The organism is Flavobacteriaceae bacterium HL-DH10, assembly GCA_031826515.1.
GTDB classification, from domain to species: domain Bacteria; phylum Bacteroidota; class Bacteroidia; order Flavobacteriales; family Flavobacteriaceae; genus Thalassobellus; species Thalassobellus suaedae.
In genome coordinates, this window is record CP134536.1 from 2,810,348 (window position 1) to 2,832,312 (window position 21,965).

A 21,965-nucleotide genomic window follows, 5' to 3' on the forward strand; every position below is an offset into this window, starting at 1 on the left:
CCCAAATAAATATAATGAATAGTCTTTTATGTAACACTTGTCACATTAAAAAGGATTAAATAAATCTATATTGTTACTAATTAAAAAATACATTTAGTTATGAAAGTTCAAAAAAAAGATTTCGAAACCAGTTTTACAGGTTGGGCATTTATTTTTGCAGCTCTGCTATTATGGTTAGGTTGGGCATTATCATCACATCATATTGGGGAGTATATTGTAGCTTCAGATTTTACTGCTATTGGCGAGAATGTTTGGTATTGGATATGGATGTATAGAATTCATATTTTTGGTTGGGTTACTATGGCTATTGCTACATTTTCATTAGTATCTATTACGGCTCGAAAACCATATCGTGTTGTTATATTGCCAGGAGCAGGTATGCTTATTGTTGGGACTTTTACCTTGGCTATTGCATCGGCTTATTTTTATAATTATGGTGCTTGGGGAGTTGGACAAACAGCAGGTAAATCGGCAGCAGAAATAAATGAGTTTGTAGACAATATTCTATTTACTAACCAATATGTAACTTGTTTTATACGTTTTGGGCGTATTTTTTCTGGTGTAGGTTTAGTGTTATTAGGATTTGCTTTTGTTAAATGGTATATAGTAAGCAAATGGTTAGGTTGGTTTACAGCATTATTAGGACTTGTTGCTATGGGCATTATTTTAGCTATTCCAGATAATTACGAAATTTACAAACCTATATTTCATGTAAAAGCGATTTGGTTACTTATAATGGGCATTGTTATTCTTAAAAGAGGTGTTAGTTTACAAGAAGTTAAATTATAAATTTATTTTTTAGTAAGCCATATTGTGTTATTTTCAATAAACACTTTTAAGTATGTTTTTTAAAAATTTCTCAGAGTTTCTTTTTGATTTATATGAGGAACCAATACGAGTCATTGATTCAACTATTGAAAACTCAAAATATATAGAGATTGATTTATCTATACATAATAAGGTTTTAAATAAATTAGATGTGTCTTCAGCATCAACATTAGGTGATTATATTACAAATCATATTAAAAAGCATAATGCTCATGTTGCTTTTGGAGGCTATAATGAAACCCGAAATATTTATAAGCGAAATACTCATTTTAATGATGAAAGTTCTACCGAGCGAAATATTCATTTAGGTGTAGATTTATGGTGTGATGTTAACACACCTGTTTTTGCACCTTTAGATGCAACCGTACATAGTTTTAAAAATAATGCTAATTATGGCGATTACGGACCAACCATTATTTTAAAGCACGATATTAAAAATGTTGAATTTTATACGCTTTACGGACATTTAAGTTTAAGCTCAATTACTGGCTTAAAAGTTGGTGAAAAAATTAAACAAGGCGAACAAATTGCAGTTTTAGGGGGTGCTATTGTTAATGGTAATTATCCTCCACATTTACATTTTCAAATTATAAAAGATATACAAGGTTTTAAAGGAGATTATTCTGGAGTGTGTAGTTTGCAAAACTTAAAGTTTTATTTAAGTAATTGTCCGAACCCAAATGTTATTTTAAAGTTGGGATTTTAGAATATTCGTTTAACGATAAATTGTATGAGTAGTGGCAGGTTGCATAGTAGTTCCCACTCAAACCGCTACGCAGTTTGAGTGGGCTACAAGTCTTGATGTTTAGCACTTTACCTGCCATTACTTATACAAAATGTTAGGCAACATTTTTCATCTCTTATTCCATAGTTCATTTCCCAAATAGAGTCGTTTGGTCAGTAATTCTTCATAAATTTTATCAACATTATCTCCGTTCAGGAAAATTAAATATCCATTTTTCGATTTTGGGAACCATATAGCCAATGTACTTACACCAGGGTCTTTACCTGTATGTAGCAAAGCAAACTCATCATCGTTGAAACCTGCTAAAATTTCCCAACCCAATCCGAAAAAGTCATATTCTTTAAGAGTTACCTGATGTTGTATTATTTCTTGATATAGATTTTTAGAAATTCCTGCGCCATTAATTAGATGCTCTAAAAATTTTCCATAATCTTCAACAGTGGTTAAAAGGTTTGCCGCAGCATTTGCTTCATAATATTTTTCGGTTACTATTTTTTCTCCTTTCTCGTTGAAGTTTTGAGCATATCGGGTTTCGTCCATTCCCGAATCCCACCAGAAGCGGGTATCTGTCATTTCAAGAGGTGTAAATAAGAGTTCCTCAGCAAGCTCTTCAATACTTTTACCCAGTTTGTTTTCAATAGCTTTTCTTAAATATTCAAAACCTTCTCCTGAATATTGATATTTTGTATCAGGGTCAAATTGAAAAGCCAGTTTATTTGATTCAGTCATATAACGCCAATTTGGAAAGCCCGTTTGGTGAGTTAAAATGAGCCTGGGTGTAAGTTCCTTATGCCTTTCATCATTTTTAATATCGGGGTCAATCCAATACTTGAATAGAGGTTCATCCAAATCCAATAGTCCTTTGTCAATCAGTTTTAATGTGGTCAAGGCAACAATTGGTTTAGTTAAAGACGCTACTTTAAAGATGGTATTATAGGGTGCGGTTGTTTGTTTATCGAGTGTTCCGGAAACTTCAACTTTGGTCAATTTTCCGTTTTCAATTATTCCAATTCCCAATGCAGGAACGTTGTTGTCTTTCAATAACTTTTCAATATCATTTTCCGGGTTTTCAACAACAGGGTCGTGATGGTCGTAACTCAGCACTTCGCTCAACTTCCAAATCTCATTTTTTAAAATCCAAATATGTGTGAATTTTGCTGTGCTGGTCCATACATCTTCTTTGCCATTTTCCCTTAAATAGAAATGATGGACACCGATCTGTATGGCACCATATATTTTTCCGTTGTTAAAGAGGGGAAATACTTCCAAACTATTTGTATCTACTATTCGGATTGGCTTTTGTTCTGAATTAGAACAGATGTATTTTTGAGTATTTTCAAAGAAGGCATTTTTGTCTTGGAATCCGCTTTGGTCGTGGTAAAATTTTAAATCTTCCGTTATGTGACTTTCTAAATAATCCAAATCACATTGGTTAAACCCACGTTCAAAGAAAATGCTGTCTTGCTTTTTGAGTTCGATAAATAAGTCTGAGTTTTTATCTGTTTGTGCAATGGTATTAAAAATAGATAAAACAAGAAAAGCTACGCTAAAGAAAATTTGTTTTGTCATACGTATAATTTTTTTCTGCAAAAATGCGATTCCTGATGATTTTCATCATAAAAATCTACTCGCCAATATCCTGACAATATACCGCCATTTTCACGAAAGGCTCATATAAGACTGAAATTCAGTCTGAAAAACAACTTCCCTTTTTTGTCAATTTCGACCGCGTTTCTAAGGATGATAAACACATTAGACAAAACCAATAAAATCATGACGATTAAAGTAAACTTGTTCCCAAGCGAAAACCATTTTTTTGCAAATGAAGTCAACATAAAAATAATGACAGAAAATATTAGCCATAAAATTTGAATGGAAACAATTTGTTTTGTCAATGGATTAAATTGCTTTTTTGCAAACATTAAAACAAGTGGGATAATAATATTTGCAGGTGGGATTATAGTAAAAGGCAATGAAGATAGGTTGATAATCTTTATTAAGGTGACGTTAATCTCAATTTTGGTTTCTTCTTTTTTAAGCAATTCATTTTCTTTTATTCCTAAAGTCTTCGCTAATAATTTAAGTGTCTGTCCTTTGGGTTCATTCCCCGATTCAATACGTTGTATGGTTCTTATAGAAATCCCTGATTTTTCAGAAAGTTCTTCCTGTGTCAAGTTAAGTTTTTTTCTGTTTTTTTTCAGTTTTGACATTCGAAGTTGTTCTTAAATGTTGCCTAACGACTTGATATGAAATCGTTTTAATACTGAAATAAATTCAGCATAAATATTTTATGTCTAATGTTAAACGAAGTTAGATGATTTTTCTGATAAAATCAAGTTTGTATTTTTAATGTTATTCATAAAAAAATCCTGATAGAAACTATCAGGATTTTAAATTTATTATAGAATTCTGCTCATGCAGGAATAACGGTTAATCTTCCACCAATACCCATTCGCCTTTGGCGATTAAAGGTTCAGCTTGTTTGTACTTTAACGTTTTGTTTTCACCATTTATAATATGTTTGATGGTAACACGATCGTTACGACCAACTTTTGGTTTATCGCGTACAATTGTTTCAACAACTTCTCTTTGTTGTTGTGTGTTTCCTGCTGCTCTGTTTTGTGCAGAACGCTCATCTAAATTAGGGATTTCATCTTTTTGTACATTCAGTTTTTCCTGTTTACGCGCTCTAGCTTCTTGTATGGTGCTTTGCGTTTCTTGAGGCAACTCGCCTTTAAATAAGAATGAAATAACATCTTTATTCACTTGGTCTATCATGGCTTTAAACAATTCGAAAGCTTCAAACTTATAAATAAGTAAAGGGTCTTTTTGTTCGTGAACTGCCAATTGTACCGATTGTTTTAACTCGTCCATTTTACGTAAATGGGTTTTCCAAGCATCATCAATAATAGCAAGTGTGATGTTTTTTTCGAAATCGGTAATTAATTGTTTACCGTTTGTTTCATACGCTTTTTCAAGATCGGTAACCACATTTAATGTTTTAATACCATCTGTAAAAGGCACAACAATACGTTTAAACTTATCACGTTGTGTTTCGTATACATTTTTAATAACAGGGAATGCAATATCGGCATTGCGTTCCATTTTTGCTCTATAATGCTCAAAAGCACTTTTGTATATTTTTGATGTAATATCTTGTGCTGAAAGTTTACCAAATTCAGCTTCAGATACTGGTGAACTCATAGAGAAATAACGAATTAATTCAAACTCAAAGTTTTTAAAATCGTTAGCGTTTTTGTTTATTTCAGCAATGCCTTCAGACGTGTCAAAAATCATATTTGCTAAATCTACACGTAAACGTTCTCCGTGTAATGCATGACGACGACGTTTGTAAACAACCTCACGTTGCGCATTCATAACATCATCATATTCTAATAAACGCTTACGAACTCCAAAGTTGTTTTCTTCAACTTTTTTCTGAGCACGTTCAATAGATTTTGAAATCATGGAATGCTGGATAACTTCACCTTCTTTAAGCCCCATTTTATCCATCATTTTTGCAATACGTTCGCTACCAAATAAACGCATGAGGTTATCTTCTAGCGATACGTAAAACTGTGAACTACCTGGATCTCCTTGACGACCTGCACGACCACGTAATTGTCTGTCTACACGACGCGAATCATGGCGTTCGGTACCTACAATGGCTAAACCACCAGCAGCTTTTACTTCGTCGCTTAATTTAATATCAGTACCACGACCTGCCATATTGGTGGCAATAGTTACCTGTCCTGTTTTACCTGCCTGATCTACAATTTCGGCTTCTTTTTTATGCTGTTTTGCATTTAATACATTGTGAGGTATTTTACGAATACTAAGCATTTTACCTAGTAACTCACTTATTTCTACCGATGTTGTACCTATTAAAACCGGACGACCAGCTTGTGATAGTTTTGTAACATCATCAATTACCGCATTGTATTTTTCGCGTTTTGTTTTATAAACTAAATCTTCTTTATCATCTCTAGCAATAGGGCGGTTAGTTGGTATTTCAACAACATCTAATTTGTAGATTTCCCAGAACTCACCAGCTTCTGTAACCGCTGTACCTGTCATACCAGATAGTTTACGGTACATTCTAAAGTAATTTTGAAGGGTTACTGTCGCAAAAGTTTGCGTAGCATCTTCAATTTTTACATTTTCTTTAGCTTCTATCGCTTGGTGTAGTCCGTCACTATAACGACGACCATCCATAATACGTCCTGTTTGTTCATCAACAATCATGACTTTATTTTCCATCACCACATATTGGGTGTCTTTTTCAAATAAAGCGTAGGCTTTTAAAAGTTGGTTAAGCGTGTGAATACGTTCAGACTTTACACCAAATTCTTTAAATAACTCTTCTTTAAGGTTTGCTTCTTCTTCAGATGAAAGACCTTGAGCTTCAATTTTAGCAATTTCAATACCTATTTCTGGTAAGATGAAAAAATCTGGATTATCTTTTCCTGAGATGTATTCAATACCTTTATCTGATAATTCAACTTGATTATTTTTTTCTTCTATAACATAGTATAATTCAGCATCAACCTTTGGCATTTCGCGGTTGTTGTCTTGCATATAAAAGTTTTCAGTTTTTTGAAGGAGTTGTTTGATGCCTTCTTCAGATAAAAACTTAATTAAGGCTTTATTTTTAGGGATACCACGATATACACGCAATAATTGGAAACCACCTTCTTTAGTATCGCCAGCCGCAATAAGTTTTTTGGCTTCTGCTAAAACACCTGTTAAATATTTGCGTTGTACTGAAACAATATCGTCAACCTTAGGTTTTAATTCTGTAAACTCATGGTGTTCGCCTCTTGGAATTGGACCAGAAATAATTAATGGCGTACGTGCATCATCAACTAATACTGAATCGACCTCATCAACAATTGCAAAATGATGTGGACGTTGTACTAAATCTTCTGGTGTATGCGACATATTATCACGTAAGTAATCAAAACCAAACTCGTTATTGGTTCCGTAAGTAATATCGGCATTGTAGGCGGCAATACGTTCAGGAGAATTAGGTTGGTAATAATCAATACAGTCTATAGTTAAACCATGAAATTGAAAAATAGGAGCCATCCACGCGCTATCACGTTTAGCCAAGTAATCATTCACTGTAACTAAATGAACACCTTGTCCAGATAAAGCGTTTAAATACATAGGTAAGGTAGCTACTAAGGTTTTACCTTCACCCGTTTGCATTTCGGCAATTTTACCCTGATGCATGGCAATACCACCTATAAGTTGTACATCGTAATGTACCATATCCCAAGTAATTGGTTTTCCAGCAGCATCCCAAGAGTTTGCCCATGTAGCATTATCGCCATCAAGTGTTACATAATCTTTCTCTCCAGATAATTCTCTATCGTAAGTGCTTGCTGTAACTGTAATAGCAGTGTTGTTTGTAAAACGTTTAGCCGTTTCTTTTATAACAGCAAAAGCTTCAGGTAAAATATCGTTTAAAACGGCTTCGGTTTTATGATAAGCATCGTCTTTAAGTTTGTCTACAGCCTCGTAGATATCTTCCCGTTTATCAATATCTTCTGTGTTTTCAGCTTCTTCAAGAAGTTTTGAAATTTCGTCATTTATAGGTTTAATGGCTTCTGTTATAGTCGCTTTAAACTCGATTGTTTTTGCCCTAAGCTCGTCATGAGATAAACTACTTGTGCTAGCTTCTAAAGCTTTTATTTTTTCAACTATTGGGGTTATGGCTTTAACATCTTGTTTCGATTTATCACCAACAAATACTTTAAGTACAGAATTTAAAAAACTCATGTGTGTCTATTTTATATTAAGCTAGGGTTTTAACCTAGTTGTGTTTGTTTTAATATTATATATTTTGAATGCATCCAAAGATACATTTGTTTAAAGATTAGGACAAAAAAAAAGCCTCAATTCGAGACTTTTTAACTATTCTTTATGCTTTACTAATATTCATCTTCATTCCATAGGTAATCTTCATCTGTTGGATAATCAGACCAGATTTCTTCAATAGAGTCATAAGAATCTCCTTCATCCTCAATTGACTGTAAATTTTCAACAACTTCTAACGGTGCGCCAGTTCTAATTGCGTAATCTATCAATTCGTCTTTGGTTGCAGGCCAAGGTGCATCACTTAAATAAGATGCTAATTCTAATGTCCAATACATTTCTTTGTGTTTAATTTTTTGCAAAAATAAATTTTTAGTTTAAACACACAAGAAAAAAATGAATTATTTAATCATTAATTTTAAGAACGTACTCTTTTGTTATCTAAACAGTTGAAATTTATTTATGCTCTGTTAATAATAATAAGCAATTTTTTTATCTATTATTTGGGCGCTTCCATAAGGTTCGGGTTGTTGTTTTATCTTTTTAAAAGCTCTATACTCGTTATTACGAGAAGAGAAACGATGTTGTAATCTTTTTTAATTAGTAGATTACTTCGGCAAAAAAAGGCCTCGTAATAACGTTTCTATGTTTTAAAAAGGATGCCGTTACAAATACAACGTATTCATGATTTCATTAATTTAAAATATTAATCATTGAATAATCCCTAGCGCAAATATTAACTTTAATTAGTATTTATTCTTTTTCAGGAATCCACTTAATTTCATTTGCTTGTAAATCGTAAGACAACTTTCGTGCCAACACAAATAGGTAGTCAGAAAGGCGGTTTAAGTACATTAAAGTATTTGGGTTTATAGATTCCATATCGCTAAGTGCAGACGTTAAACGTTCTGCTCTACGGCAAACACAACGGGCTATATGACAAAATGACACCGTTTGATGTCCTCCAGGTAGCACAAAATGAGTCATAGGCGGTAAAGCTTCATTCATAGCATCCATTTCTTGCTCTAAGCGTTCTATGTTTTCAATAGAAATCTTAGGGATGTTTAAACGTTCCTTTCCGTTTTTTAAGATCGCTTTTTCAGGATCTGTTGCTAAAATAGCGCCAACAGTAAATAGTCTGTCTTGAATATGAATTAATAGGTCTTTGTAATGTTGATTGATATCTTGGTCGCGAATTAAGCCTAAATGCGAGTTTAATTCATCAACGGTTCCATAACTATCAATACGAATATGATGTTTTGGTACGCGTGTACCTCCAAATAATGCAGTAGTGCCTTTGTCGCCTGTTTTGGTGTAGATTTTCATGTGTCTATATTATTTTTTTCATCCCGATAGTTATTGGGAGTCACATGTAGCATCTATTTTTATTCTTTCCTTGGATATCAAGATTTAGTTATAGATGTTTCATGTTACGAAGTTAAAAGTTATAAGTTGAAAACTAAAAGTTTTTGCTACGAATTTCGAAATACTTTTGTTATTCTTGATAAGGGAAGAGCTTATATTTAGAAGCCAAAAATTAGATTCTTGCCCTCGCATGAATAAGAATTAGTATCTAATTGTAAAATGTTCTTTATTCTGTTCTTTTCTAAAAAAGACAAATCCCCAAAAAAACGTATCCATAGTAACAGTAACTTTGGGGTGTTTTTTTATGGTTTCCCAAGCTTCTGTCATCTCAGAACTCCAATAAATATCATCAAAAATAAATACAGAATCGTTGTTTGCTTTTTCTAAAAGGGTTTCAAAATAAGTTAAAGTAGCTTCTTTTTGGTGATTCCCATCAAAGAAAATAAAATCGTAATTATTTGAGGTAAGTTTTTTTATTTCAGTATTAAAATTTCCTGTAATAAGATGCGTGTTTTTTACTTGAAATGATTTTAAATTTTCTTTTGAAAATTGTGATGTATTCGAGCAACCTTCAATAGTTGTAATAGTTGTTTTATTATTTCCTAAGCTAATTGCATGTGTTGCAATACCTAAGGAGGTGCCTAATTCTAATACGTTTTCAGGTTTGAAATAATTAGTTAGGCGGTATAAAAGTTTCGCTCGTTTATTAGAAGTGCCAGCATGTTTTGCAATTTTTGAAACAGAGCGTTCTTGCTGTTTCATAACTTGAGACCCAGCGCCTAAATCGGTTACTTTTATTTTAGCTTTGCTTTTTAAAAGTGATTTTTTGTAGTTTAAAATGTCTTTATATGCTGCGTATTTTGATTTATCATAAAAACATTTAGTCACCAAATCGTAAACAAAAGGGGAGTGTACACCATGTTGATTGGTAGACTTAAATAAGAATTTTATGTATTGAATAATTTGATACATAGATGTATTATAAATCGTATCGAAAAATTAAATGTTTACTCTTTTTTTTTTTGACTGCAAGCTGAGACTGCATCTTGCAAACTATTTTAATCTTCAAGTTTAGACGATAACTCAAACCAGCGTTCTTCTTTAGCTTCAATAGTATTAATAATTTTTTGTAATGCTTCTGATAACTTATTGATATCGTCTTGAGATAAATCTGGATTATTGAATTTGTTTTCTAATTCTTTTTTGTCAAAAGTTAAAGATTTTAGTTTGCTCTCAATATTTTTAAGTTCTTTTTCTTCGTTGAATGATAATTTGTTTTCATCGTTCTTTTTCCAAGCATTTTTATCTTTCTTGTCTTCTGAAGCGGTATTAGAAATTACGGGTTGGCTGTCTTCATATACTCTGTAATCGGTGTAATTCCCAGGGAAATCTTCAATAATACCATCGCCTTTAAAAACTAAAAGGTGATCGACAACTTTATCCATAAAATAACGATCGTGAGACACTACAATAACGCAACCAGGGAAGTCTAAAAGAAAACTTTCAAGTACATTTAGAGTAACAATATCTAAATCGTTTGTAGGTTCATCTAGAATTAAAAAATTAGGATTCTGAATTAAAACCGTACATAAATATAAACGTTTACGCTCGCCACCACTTAGTTTTTCAACAAAATCGTATTGTTTTTTTCTGCTGAATAAAAAGCGTTCTAAAAGTTGTTGCGCACTTATTTGTTTGCCTTTTTTTAACGGAATATAATCGCCAAATTCCTTAATAACATCAATAACCTTTTGCTCTGGTTTTATGATGATGCCGTTTTGTGTGTAATATCCATATTTAACAGTGTCTCCTTTAATTACTTTTCCAGAATCGGGCTTGTCAGTTTCTGTTAAAATGTTTAAAAAAGTGGTTTTTCCTGTGCCATTTTTACCAATAATACCAACACGTTCTCCTTTTTGAAACATGTAATTAAAGCCATCTAAAATCGTTTTGTCTTTAAATGCTTTTGATACTTTATGAAATTCTAGAATTTTGCTTCCTAAACGTTCCATGTTTAATTCCAACTGAACTTCATGGTCGTTTCTGCGTTGGTGTGCGCGGTGTTTGATATCGGCAAAATCGTTAATTCTAGATTTAGATTTTGTTGTTCTAGCCTTAGGTTGGCGACGCATCCAGGTTAATTCTTTTTTAAAAAGCTGTTTGGCTTTTCCTGTTTCGGTTGCTTCTAACTCTATTCTGGCTTCTCGTTTTTCTAGGTAGTATGAGTAGTTACCTTTATAACTGTATAGTTGTCCTTCGTCTAATTCTATAATTTCGTTACAAACACGTTCTAAAAAGTAGCGGTCGTGCGTAACCATAAAAAGTGTCATGTTTTCTTTAGAAAAAAAAGCTTCAAGCCATTCAATCATTTCTAAATCTAAATGGTTGGTAGGCTCATCAAGAATTAATAAATCGGGTTTATTTATTAAAGCATTTGCTAAAGCAAGACGTTTTTTTTGTCCGCCTGACAATACCCCAACTTTCTGACTTAAATCTTCAAGTTTTAGTTTAAAAAGTATTTGTTTGTATAGGGTTTCGAAATCCCATGCTTGGTGTTGTTCCATGGCTTCAAAAGCCTGTTGGTAGGCATCAGAATCATTCGGATTTAAAAGTGCTTTTTCGTAGTTCGAAATGACTTTTAAAATTGGATTGTCACTAGCAAAAATAGTTTCTTCAATAGTTAGAGTACTATCAAATTTAGGATCTTGAGATAATACAGAAACGACAATGTCTTTTCTATAGGTTACATTACCAGAATCCGATTCGTCATCACCAGAGAGAATGTTTAAAATAGATGTTTTTCCTGTGCCATTTTTAGCCACAAAAGCAATCTTTTGATCTTTATGAACACTAAATGAAATGTTTTCGAAAAGGGTTAATTCTCCGTAAGATTTTGATATGTTTTCTACTGTTAAGTAATTCAAGGAATTTGTTTTTTTGCAAATAACGGATAAAAAACCAAAAAACAGACTATAAGTTTTATTGTTCAAGGTGAAAACTTATATTTGTGATAAATCAAATCTCTTTATGGTAAAAAATTGTTTCTTAGTTATTTGCTTGGTAATTAGCACGCTGTTTTCTTCATGTATAACGAATAAAGATGTTGTTTACCTTCAAGACAAAGGCACTATAATTAATGATTCTATTGCTATAAAGGAACTGTCAAAACCCTATAGAGTTCAAATTAATGATATTTTAAGTATCAAGGTTAAAGCCTTAGATAATGAGTTAACGTCTATTTTTAATCCAGTAGGAGGTAATGGAGGAGGTGCTTTGCAAGGACAATCGGGTCTTTACTTTAATGGCTTTACAATAGATTTACATGGCAATATTAAATTTCCTGTTTTAGGAGAAATTAATGTATTGGGCTTTACTATAGATGAAATTGAAGAGAAAGTAAAAACAGAACTAATAGCACAGTATTTTAAAGAAACTGCCGAAATTTTTGTAACCGTAAAACTAGCAGGGTTAAGATATACCACAATTGGTGAAGTGGGTACAGGGGTTCAGACGCTTTTTCAAGATCGTGTTAATATTATTGAAGCCTTAGCAAATGCAGGTGATATTAATCAAACGGGAGACCGAACGGATGTTTTAATTATAAGGCAGTATCCTGATGGCCAAAAAATACATCATATCGATTTAACAGATATTGCTGCTATGAATTCACCTTACTACTATATTCAGCCTAACGATATTATTTTGGTAAAGCCTTTAAAACGTAAAGCTATTGGAGCAGGACAAACAGCTTTTCAAAATTTAACTTCGGTAGCGACAATATTGTCTGTAATAGTTTCAACGTATTTTTTAACTAAAAATCTTTAAGTTTAAATTATGATTGAAGAATTTGAAGATTCAGAATCAAGCGCTAGTGGTTTCGATGTAAATAAGTTTTTATTTAGAGCTTTAAGTTACTGGAAATTCTTTTTACTGCTTTTAGCTGTTGGTGTTTTTTATGTGTACCAACAAAATATAAGAGAAGAGTTTTCATATCGACTTGGAACCAAAATTTCTGTGGAGGATGATAGTAACCCGCTTTTTACATCTAATGCGAGTTTAACTTTTAATTGGGGAGGTGTCACATCTAAGGTGCAAACCATGATTGTAACCTTAAAATCGCGTACCCATCATGAAAAAGTAGTAGACCGTTTAGAGTTTTATAAAAGTTATTTAAAACAAGGCAGGTTTAGAATGCAAGATGTTTATAAATCAGCACCTTTTAGATTCAATCATGATTATAATGCGCCACAACTTTTAAATATTCCTGTAAAAATCACGTTTTTAAATGCAGAGTCCTACGAGTTGGAAGTAGAATTTTTAAATCCAGTAGCTCGGGTTCAAAACTATATTACAAAAGAGATATCTACTGTTAGTGTTCCTGTAGGGGTTTATAAAAAACAATTTAAATTAGGAGAAACTATAGACCTTCCATTTTTAAAAGGTGTTATTAATTTGGCTGAAAATCGTAACGCTATTATAGGGACTCCTTTTTTTATTCAATTTATAAATTTTGATAGTGCGGTTGCTAGTTATCGCGGTCGATTGGATGTAGGTAGTAGTCTTAACTCACCTATATTAGATATTACACTTATAGATAAAAATACTCAAAAAATAGTTGATTATTTAAATGGCGTTATTGCCGTATTAAGTGAAGATCAATTAAGCAGAAAAAACCAATTTGCTACAAACGCTATAAGTTTTATAGATGAACAAATATCTAGGGTTAAAGGAGAATTAACCGATAATGTTGAAGCACTTAACGACTATAGAAAGAAAAATAAAATTTATAGTCTCGATAATGAAGGCGGTTTGCTAAATGATAAACTAACGAAACTAGAAGGCGAAAAAGAATCTATAGACAGGCAATTAAATTATTATTCTAATCTTAAAAACTATTTATTAACAAGTAGTTCGTTTACCGAAATACCTGCGCCTTCTGTTGCTGGTATTGGTGATGGCAATATTTTAAGTAATGTTTCTAAAATTAATGAGCTTTCGGTTCAAAAATCAAAATTGCAATATTCTGTTCGTAGTGATGCTTCTATTTTTAATGATTTAAATCGGCAAATAGAAGGCTTGAAAAATGTGCTTTTAGAAAATATCAGTTCGGTTACTGATGGTTTAAAAAGAGAATTAGTTACCGTAAATTCTAAACTTGATAGTATTGAATCTCAATTTAGTAAGTTGCCCGAAGATCAACAGCAATTATTAACTATTAAAAGGCAATACTCCTTAAGTCAGCAAACATATAATGCGTTTTTAGCAAAACGCGGTGAAGCTCAAATGATTAAAGCCTCCAATGTATCCGATATTTTAATCATTGATCCTGCAAAAAATACGGGAGCTCAACTTTTGGGGAGAAACCTTAATATTCGTTATGTTTTTGCTTTTTTCACGGCACTAATAATTCCGTTATTACTAGCTTTTGTTTTCACATTTATAGATAAAAATATCAACAGCCCTATGGATGTTGAAAAATTATCGGCTATACCTATGTTGGGTGTTGTTGGTAAAAACAGACTGGATAATAATTTAGTAGTTCATAGAAAGCCAAAATCGGCAGTAGCCGAAGCATTTAGAGCTATTCGTTCTAATTTGCAGTACTTTTATAAGTCTCAAGACTTAAATGGCGCAAGAACTTTAATGGTAACATCCTCTGTAAGTGGTGAAGGAAAAACATTTTGTTCCATTAATGTAGCAACCGTTTTTGCTTTAAGCGGAAAGAAAACGATTTTATTAGGCTTAGACCTTAGGAAACCAAAGATATTTGGAGATTTTGGTATAAACAATGATACAGGTGTGGTTAATTATATAATTGGTCAGGCCACCTTAGAATCGGTTATTCAAAAAACAGAAATTGAACATTTAGATGTTATCACATCAGGTCCTATTCCTCCAAATCCTTCAGAGTTATTAATGAGTGAAAAATTAGGGGAGTTAATTACCATTTTAAAAAAGGAATACGAATATATTATTTTAGATACGCCACCAGTAGGTTTGGTAGCCGATGCTTTAGGGTTAATAGACTATGTAGATGCTTCTTTATATGTGATTAGGCAAGATTACACCAAAAAAGGGATGCTTAATTTTATAAACGAAAAATACAAAACGAAGCAGATAAAGAATATCAGTTTAATTTATAATGGCTACGACCAAAAAGCAAAATATGGCTATGGTTATGGTTACGGCTATGGCTATGGTTATGGCTATGGAAATTATGCTAATGGGTATCATGATGATGGAAAACATAAAAAAGGTTTATGGCATAAGCTGAAAAAGGTTTTTAAAAAGGCATAAATGTATTATAATTAACCATTTAAAATGGATGAATTGTTTTTGGCTGCCAAAATACGGTGAGTCTTTAGCAGGAGATTCCGAAACACCTTCGGAATGATAGAAGTGAGTTGATTTGTCATGTTGAACTGGTTTCAGCATCTCCACAACCTAGTTAGTAACAGATTCCGAAACACCTTCGGAATGACAGTTCGTTCATTATTTGTCATGCTGAATTCATTTCAGCATCTCCACAAGCTAGTTAGTAACAGATTCCGAAACACCTTCGGAATGACAGTTCGTTCATTATTTGTCATGCTGAATTCATTTCAGCATCTATTAATGAACCATAATAAACAAAACCAAAACCTTGAAACGCGCGTATCACAATTATTGGGTTTATATTCTAACCAACAAACCCAGAGGAACACTTTACATTGGGGTTACTGGAGGCATAGACGATAGAATGGAACGCCATGTATTAGGTAAAGGATCTGTGTTTACAAAGAAATACAAACTAAAGCAATTGGTTTATTTCGAGGAGTTTCAATATATAGACGATGCTATAAAGCGAGAAAAGCAATTAAAGAATTGGCATAGAGATTGGAAAATCAATCTTATTGAAAGTCATAACCCAGAATGGAAAAACTTGTGGACGCCTTTAGACCTTGATATGTTTAAGCGAGATTCCGAAACGAGTTCGGAATAACAGAAGTGAGTTGATTTGTCATGCTGAACTTGTTTCAGCATCTAAAATATATAGGAAGGGATTCCGAAACACCTTCGGAATGACAACTCGTTCATTATTTGTCATGCTGAATTTATTTCAGTATCTAGTTAAGATGAGATAGATTCCGAAATACTGAAACCAGTTCAGCACAGGCAAGTTCGGAATGACAAAACTCTGTCATGCTGAATTCATTTCAGCATCTCAAAGTAGTTCATATTTACAATATATCAGTTTTTTACTTTAAATGATTTTTTTCAAAACATTTACCTGATTATATTTACTCTTTTAAGCAGAAAACATATAATACATTGATGATAAACAGCTAATTGTCCAGAGAATCTATGCCATTAGAAACCAAAATATATCAAAAAGAAAATAAAATAAGCCTGCTTAATTTGCTTAAAGACACTTTAAGCGATACAAGGCGTTCTTTATATTTGGCAAAACAGTTAACGGTTAGAGATTTAAAGGCACAATACAGACAGTCTTATTTTGGCATTATTTGGGCGTTTATAGCACCATTAACAACAGCATTTGTTTGGATTTTCTTAAATTATACAGGCACCATAAAGCTTACAGACACAGGTATTGCATATCCTGTATTTGCTTTTTCGGGCACTCTTATTTGGTCTATTATTAATAGCGCTATAAACATGCCGCTTAGCAGTACCAATGCCTCTAAAGGCATTATGGCTAAAATTAATTTTCCTAAAGAAGCTCTTATTGTTTCGGGCATCTATAGGCTCTTGTTTGATAGCAGTATTAAAGTAGCTCTGCTGTTAGCCTTTGTGTTTATTTTTGGTGTAGGTTTTCATATGTCTTTACTGCTATTGCCATTTGTGGTTTTGGGTGCTATGTTGTTTGGTATAACCATAGGGTTGTTTATTACGCCTTTGGGTATGTTGTATACCGATGTGATGCGGGTGGTTTCTATGGGTTTAAGTTTACTCATGTATGTAACACCCGTAGTCTATGTGATTCCTAAAACAGGATTATTAAAAACGATCATGGAGTTAAATCCGTTTACAGCACTAATAGTAACCTCAAGAGATTTTATAGTAGGGGCAGACCCTAGCTTTTTATATTATTATTTATGGATTATGTTGGCATGCATACCATTGTTTCTTTTAGGATTAATTTTTTATAGAATATCGATTCCTATATTTTTAGAACGAATGAGTGCCTAGGGACGTGGATTGTGAAGATCGTGAAAAGTGAAAAGTGAATCGTGAATATCGTCTCACGAAAAACGCTTCACGAAATAAAAAAATATGGAACATAAAGATTTAGATGTTTGGAAATATAGTATGGATTTGGTTGAAGAAATCTATAGCATATCCACTAAGTTTCCCGATGATGAGCGTTATGGGTTAACCAGTCAAATACGAAGAGCAGCTATTTCGATACCTTCTAATATCGCTGAAGGTGCTGGCAGAAAAGGAGATAAAGAATTGATTCAATTTATTTCAATAGCTTTAGGGTCGTTAACCGAGTTGGAAACACAGTATTTGATAGCAGTAAGATTAAAATATATTAGTATAAATGAAGCATTAGAAAAATTGATTATGAAAGTAAAACAACTATTGCTGGGGTTTAGAAATTATTTGAAACGGAAAGCGTGAAAAATCGTGAATATCGTGAAAGGTGAAACGTGAATGGTGAAAAAATCGTGAAAGGTGAATGGTGAATCGTGAAAGGTGAATCGACTCCCGACCTCCGTTTCACGTCTCACGTACAACGTTTCACGAACCACGTTTCACGAACAAGAATATGATAGAAGAAAAACACATAGAAACAAATAACGAAGTCCTTGTGAAGGTAGAAGGACTAAGTAAAAAATTCTGTAAAGACTTAAAAACAAGTCTGTGGTATGGAGTGAAAGATCTAGTTTCTAATGTTAGAGGTAATAAACAAGACCGGCAGTTACGCGATAAAGAATTTTGGGCAGTAAAAGATATTAATTTCGAGTTACGCCGTGGCGAATGCTTGGGTTTAATAGGGCATAACGGGGCAGGAAAATCTACCTTACTTAAAATATTAAATGGTTTAATAAACCCAGATGTTGGAAAAGTAACCATAAAAGGGCGTGTGGGCGCGCTCATAGAGTTAGGTGCAGGGTTTAACCCCATTTTAAGCGGTCGCGAAAACATTTATAACAATGGGGCGGTATTGGGCTTTACCAAAAAGGAAATTGACAGTAAAGTAGAAGAGATCATAGATTTTGCCGAAATACGTGAGTTTATAGACATGCCCGTGCAAAACTATAGCTCTGGCATGAAAGTACGCTTGGGCTTTGCAGTAGCCGCACAAATGGAACCCGATGTATTGATTATTGATGAGGTATTGGCTGTGGGTGATTTAGGATTTAGAGTAAAATGTCTAAATAGAATAGGTGAGTTATTAAAAAACACAGCAGTTATTTTTGTATCACATTCTATGCCCCAAGTAGCAAGAGTGGCAAATAAAGTGTTATTGATGAGAAATGGAATGTCTTTAATTTATACAGATGATGTTTCTAAAGGAATACAAGATTATTATTCTGAATTAATGCAAGTTAATAGTGATGGAATAAAGTATGGTAATGGCAAAGTAGAACTTTTAAATTTTAGTTTGAACGGGGTTGATTATAAAGTTGTCGTTCTAGAAACAAAATTTCAACATCCTTTAACATTGACAGTAAGTTTGCATGTGAAAGATGAAGTTACAAAATATTTTATTAGTTATGGTTTTATTGATGTTGACACTAAAATTGTTGCCAATGTTTTTTCTAGTATAAATAATGTTGATTTTTCAGGGAAAGGACAAGTGGAGATAGAAACAACAATACCATCATTATTATTAGGCGCAGGTAATTATACAATATCAATAGCTATAAATCAAATTTCACCTCTTGGAAATAGAGGAGAGGTTTATTATTATAACAGTAATATAGCCAGCATATTGGTTACAGATGTTTTAACAGCAGTTGCTCCTGTGCAGTTTGTTGGAAAATGGTCTGAAAAAGTAATTCTGTAGAGATGAATATTTTTAAGAAACAAAATAAAACAATCTATATTCATATTGGCACTATGAAAACAGGTACTAGTGCAATACAAAAATTTGTGCAAAATAATTTACAATATCTAAAGTCCAAAAACTTATTTTATTCCGAAACCAACATAAAAGCCCAAAATTATTTAGCTTTTTCATTAATGAATGAGGTTCCAAGTTATGTGCAGCAAGTATTACCAGAAAAAGCTGAGAGACTATATGGGAAGTTAATAGATGAGATAATTAAATCTAAGCAAGATAGAATATTAATATCTACAGAAATATACTCATTAATCAGTTGTGACCATTTTTTAGGTTATGAAGTGCCAAAACGATTATTTGAATTTTTTAAAGGGTATGGTTTTAATTTTAAAATTATACTTTTTTTAAGAAGGCAAGACGAATTTTTATTGTCAATGTATAATCAAATAATAAAGAGGCATAATTTTAATAATCTGTATAGCAATGATATTATGTCTTATTATGAAGATAATCAAGAAATTTTTGATTATGAGTATTTAATTAATAAATGGAGTAATGTTTTTGGATTAGAAAATATGATAATAAAACCATTTAATAAGAAAGATAGTATAGTTGATAGTTTCTTTAAAATATTTAATATCGATACTAGTAAATGTATAGATAACATTGGTGTAAATAACAAAAGTTTAGGAAGTAAATCAATAGAATTCATGAGGTTAGCTAATCAGTTTAATATTAATAAGCATGACGGCGGAGCAAATAATACTTTAATTAATTTAATTAGAGATGCAATATCTATTGAAGGTGAATTAGAATTAGAGATAAAAGATTCAAGCTTGATTTTATCAAAATATAACAAATTAAATACAAATATCTCTAATACTTTTTTTAAAGGGGATACAAGTTGGTTTAATTATCAAGATACGAGTATTATAAATGAAAATAAGAATTTAAAACTTGAAATTGATGATGTTGTAAGCATTGCAGTTAATATTTGGAACTATTTTCAAAAAAATAACAATGCATAAAAGAATAGCTTTCTCCTGTGTACTTGATTACTCTCCATTAATGGCTACTCAAGCCTATATTTGGTTGGTTAATTTAATAAGTATTGGTGTTAAACCAGAAACTATTTTTATTCATATAGTTGGTAATGTGCCACAAGAGTTTTTGGAATATCTAAACACCAAACAAGTAAATATTATTAAAAAAACATCTTTTGATGCAAGAAACAAATATTGTAATAAGTTAGTACAGTTAAAAACCTTTGAGCAATTAGATGGTTATGACTATGTGTTTTTAATGGATTGTGATACAGCTGTTGTAAGTTTAGATGGCTTGGTTTTTAAAAAAGACGTGTATGCAAAGGTGGTCGATTTTCCTAATCCACCTTTAAATATTTTAGAGCGCATATTTTCTGAGCATAATTATTCTGTTAACCAGGCGGTAACTACATTTCCATTAAAAGAAGAACAGCTAACAGACTGGAATAATTGTAACGGAGGGCTTTATATTATTTCAAAAACGTTTTTAAAAACTTTAAAGCCAGCATGGGAACGTTATGCACTGTGGTGTATTGAACATGCTGATTTATTTGGGGAGAAATATGATAAACATGCCGATCAAGTAGGGTTTACTCTGGCCATGGCTAGTTTAGGTAAAAAGACAACGCATCTTGGGGTTGAATGGAACTATCCAATTCATGTAAAAACCAATTTGAATGTATCACCTAAAATAATTCACTTTCATGTTGCAATTGATACTCAAATAAAATTAAAAAAGATAGGGCTATATAATGTTGATAATGTTATAGATATTGTAAATAAAAGAATCTCTAATTCAATCCGCTCTAGCCATTTAAATAGTATTTTTTGGGATTTCAGATACGCATTTTTTCCAGAGTTAGGCAGTGGTATTGGCTCCAGAGGTTATACTTTATTATATAAAAGAAAGCTTTTAAAAAGTTGTTTTGGTAATAATAGTAAAGTCATTTCAGTTTTAGATGTAGGTTGTGGTGATTTAGAGATTATTCATGTATTTGATTTTAAAGAATACTTGGGTTTAGATTTATCGTTGGAAGCAGTTAAAAAGGGACGAATTAAAAAACCAAATTGGAATTTTGAGTTAATAGGTAGTTCAATATTTGATTTTGATAAAAAGGATATAGTTATTTGTTTAGATGTTTTAATTCATCAAAAGAAGTATAAATCTTATTTGGATTTGGTTAACTCAATAGTACAACATACTAATTTGAGATTAATTATAGCAGCATATGACAATGAACCGAACTTTATATCTGATATAACCTTTTATCATGAGCCAATCACTGAAACTCTAACACGTGTAGGTGATTTTGAAAGAATTTATAAAGTTGGTGAGTATAATAGTACATCTGTCATTATAGCTGATAAGAAAGAATGTGGATTGATGAGAGTCAAACCCGCTAAGTTTTCACAAAATGAAAAAGACAGTTTAATTTATAGAATATTAAAAAAAATTAAAAAAGTTATTAAGTGATTTCTCATCAACATAAATGTATTTTTATACATATACCTAAAACAGCAGGAACTAGTATAAATTCTTTTTTTCATCCTGGTGTTAAATTTCATTTTGATAATCCAGATTATGAGCGACTTTTTGGGTGGTGTCCTAAGCGGCAACTGCATATGCAACATGCTACATCAAAACAACTTATAGAAACAGGGTTGGTTACTGAGGAACAATGGACTAGTTATTTTAAATTTGCTTTTGTAAGAAACCCATGGGACAGAGCTTATTCAGATTACTTATTTATTCAAGATTTTGCAGGAGTAAAAGGAAGTTTTAAAGACTATTTAGATAAAAAAAATGAGTTTCAACGTATCTTAATAAATACTTCGGGAAGTCATTATTTAGGAGATCATTTGTTAGCACAAACTGAATTTTTTGATGAAGAGAATTATAAATTAGATTTTATAGGAAGATTTGAGAATTTTGATTCCGATATTCAATTAGTTTTAGACAGACTTTCTATAAACGAAAAGTTTAATGAACATCGAAATAAGAGTTTGCGTGTAAAAAATTATTCCAATTTTTATACAAATTCTAAAATTAAAATGGTTCAGAATAAATATGCAGAAGACATTTTAAAATTGGAGTATTCTTTTGAAGATAACAGAACTGGATTTAATATACTTAAACGATTTTTATAAA

The 21,965-nt window shown here is 32.1% G+C and carries 18 protein-coding genes; 11 read left to right on the forward strand and 7 right to left on the reverse strand.

Going from position 1 to position 21,965, the window contains the following annotated elements; genetic code table 11:
• Nucleotides 1-99 precede the first annotated feature (99 nt).
• Nucleotides 100-789, forward strand: coding sequence for a hypothetical protein (locus RHP49_11925; GenBank protein WNH11604.1), 690 nt, complete (start codon nt 100-102; stop codon nt 787-789).
• A gap of 52 nt (nt 790-841) precedes the next feature.
• Complete coding sequence (locus tag RHP49_11930) at nt 842-1,534, forward strand: peptidoglycan DD-metalloendopeptidase family protein (protein WNH11605.1); 693 nt, start codon at nt 842-844, stop codon at nt 1,532-1,534.
• 147 nt (nt 1,535-1,681) lie between these two features.
• Here RHP49_11930 and RHP49_11935 read toward each other — a convergent pair whose 3' ends face one another.
• The 7 genes from RHP49_11935 to RHP49_11965 all read right to left on the reverse strand — a co-directional run bounded on the left by RHP49_11935 (nt 1,682) and on the right by RHP49_11965 (nt 11,682).
• Nucleotides 1,682-3,142 (reverse strand): serine hydrolase, encoded by a 1,461-nt coding sequence (locus RHP49_11935; protein ID WNH11606.1) that lies wholly within the window; start codon nt 3,140-3,142, stop codon nt 1,682-1,684.
• A 101-nt stretch (nt 3,143-3,243) separates the two neighbouring features.
• The gene (locus tag RHP49_11940; protein WNH11607.1) at nt 3,244-3,783 is read right to left on the reverse strand and encodes a helix-turn-helix transcriptional regulator; all 540 of its coding nucleotides are present in this window, start codon (nt 3,781-3,783) and stop codon (nt 3,244-3,246) included.
• A gap of 220 nt (nt 3,784-4,003) precedes the next feature.
• Nucleotides 4,004-7,357, reverse strand: a complete 3,354-nt coding sequence (secA, locus tag RHP49_11945) for a preprotein translocase subunit SecA (protein WNH11608.1) — start codon at nt 7,355-7,357, stop codon at nt 4,004-4,006.
• 152 nt (nt 7,358-7,509) lie between these two features.
• Nucleotides 7,510-7,731, reverse strand: a complete 222-nt coding sequence (locus RHP49_11950; GenBank protein WNH14419.1) for a DUF2795 domain-containing protein — start codon at nt 7,729-7,731, stop codon at nt 7,510-7,512.
• Between the two features lie 415 nt (nt 7,732-8,146).
• Nucleotides 8,147-8,719: a cob(I)yrinic acid a,c-diamide adenosyltransferase gene (locus tag RHP49_11955; protein ID WNH11609.1), complete on the reverse strand. Its 573-nt coding sequence runs from the start codon at nt 8,717-8,719 to the stop codon at nt 8,147-8,149.
• Between the two features lie 240 nt (nt 8,720-8,959).
• On the reverse strand, nt 8,960-9,730 hold the full coding sequence (locus tag RHP49_11960; protein ID WNH11610.1) for a class I SAM-dependent methyltransferase: 771 nt from the start codon (nt 9,728-9,730) through the stop codon (nt 8,960-8,962).
• 86 nt (nt 9,731-9,816) lie between these two features.
• Entirely contained in the window at nt 9,817-11,682 is a 1,866-nt protein-coding gene (locus RHP49_11965) for an ABC-F family ATP-binding cassette domain-containing protein (GenBank protein ID WNH11611.1), read from the reverse strand.
• A 103-nt stretch (nt 11,683-11,785) separates the two neighbouring features.
• Between RHP49_11965 and RHP49_11970 the strand changes: the two genes are divergently transcribed.
• The 9 genes from RHP49_11970 to RHP49_12010 all read left to right on the forward strand — a co-directional run bounded on the left by RHP49_11970 (nt 11,786) and on the right by RHP49_12010 (nt 21,964).
• A complete protein-coding gene (locus RHP49_11970; GenBank protein ID WNH11612.1) occupies nt 11,786-12,583 on the forward strand; it encodes a polysaccharide biosynthesis/export family protein in 798 nt (265 codons plus the stop codon).
• Nucleotides 12,584-12,592: 9 nt separating this feature from the next.
• Nucleotides 12,593-15,055 carry a polysaccharide biosynthesis tyrosine autokinase gene (locus RHP49_11975; GenBank protein WNH11613.1) on the forward strand — a complete coding sequence of 821 codons (2,463 nt, stop codon included), beginning with the start codon at nt 12,593-12,595 and terminating at the stop codon, nt 15,053-15,055.
• A 346-nt stretch (nt 15,056-15,401) separates the two neighbouring features.
• A complete protein-coding gene (locus tag RHP49_11980) occupies nt 15,402-15,740 on the forward strand; it encodes a GIY-YIG nuclease family protein (GenBank protein ID WNH11614.1) in 339 nt (112 codons plus the stop codon).
• A gap of 347 nt (nt 15,741-16,087) precedes the next feature.
• On the forward strand, nt 16,088-16,948 hold the full coding sequence (locus tag RHP49_11985; protein ID WNH11615.1) for an ABC transporter permease: 861 nt from the start codon (nt 16,088-16,090) through the stop codon (nt 16,946-16,948).
• Nucleotides 16,949-17,032: 84 nt separating this feature from the next.
• Nucleotides 17,033-17,383, forward strand: a complete 351-nt coding sequence (locus RHP49_11990) for a four helix bundle protein (GenBank protein ID WNH11616.1) — start codon at nt 17,033-17,035, stop codon at nt 17,381-17,383.
• Between the two features lie 148 nt (nt 17,384-17,531).
• Nucleotides 17,532-18,776 (forward strand): polysaccharide ABC transporter ATP-binding protein, encoded by a 1,245-nt coding sequence (locus RHP49_11995; protein ID WNH11617.1) that lies wholly within the window; start codon nt 17,532-17,534, stop codon nt 18,774-18,776.
• A 53-nt stretch (nt 18,777-18,829) separates the two neighbouring features.
• Nucleotides 18,830-19,801 (forward strand): hypothetical protein, encoded by a 972-nt coding sequence (locus RHP49_12000; protein WNH11618.1) that lies wholly within the window; start codon nt 18,830-18,832, stop codon nt 19,799-19,801.
• A complete protein-coding gene (locus RHP49_12005; protein WNH11619.1) occupies nt 19,794-21,290 on the forward strand; it encodes a class I SAM-dependent methyltransferase in 1,497 nt (498 codons plus the stop codon). Before RHP49_12000 ends, RHP49_12005 begins: the two co-directional genes overlap by 8 nt.
• The gene (locus tag RHP49_12010) at nt 21,287-21,964 is read left to right on the forward strand and encodes a sulfotransferase family 2 domain-containing protein (GenBank protein WNH11620.1); all 678 of its coding nucleotides are present in this window, start codon (nt 21,287-21,289) and stop codon (nt 21,962-21,964) included. The genes RHP49_12005 and RHP49_12010 overlap by 4 nt, the downstream gene beginning before the upstream one ends.
• Nucleotide 21,965 lies beyond the last annotated feature (1 nt).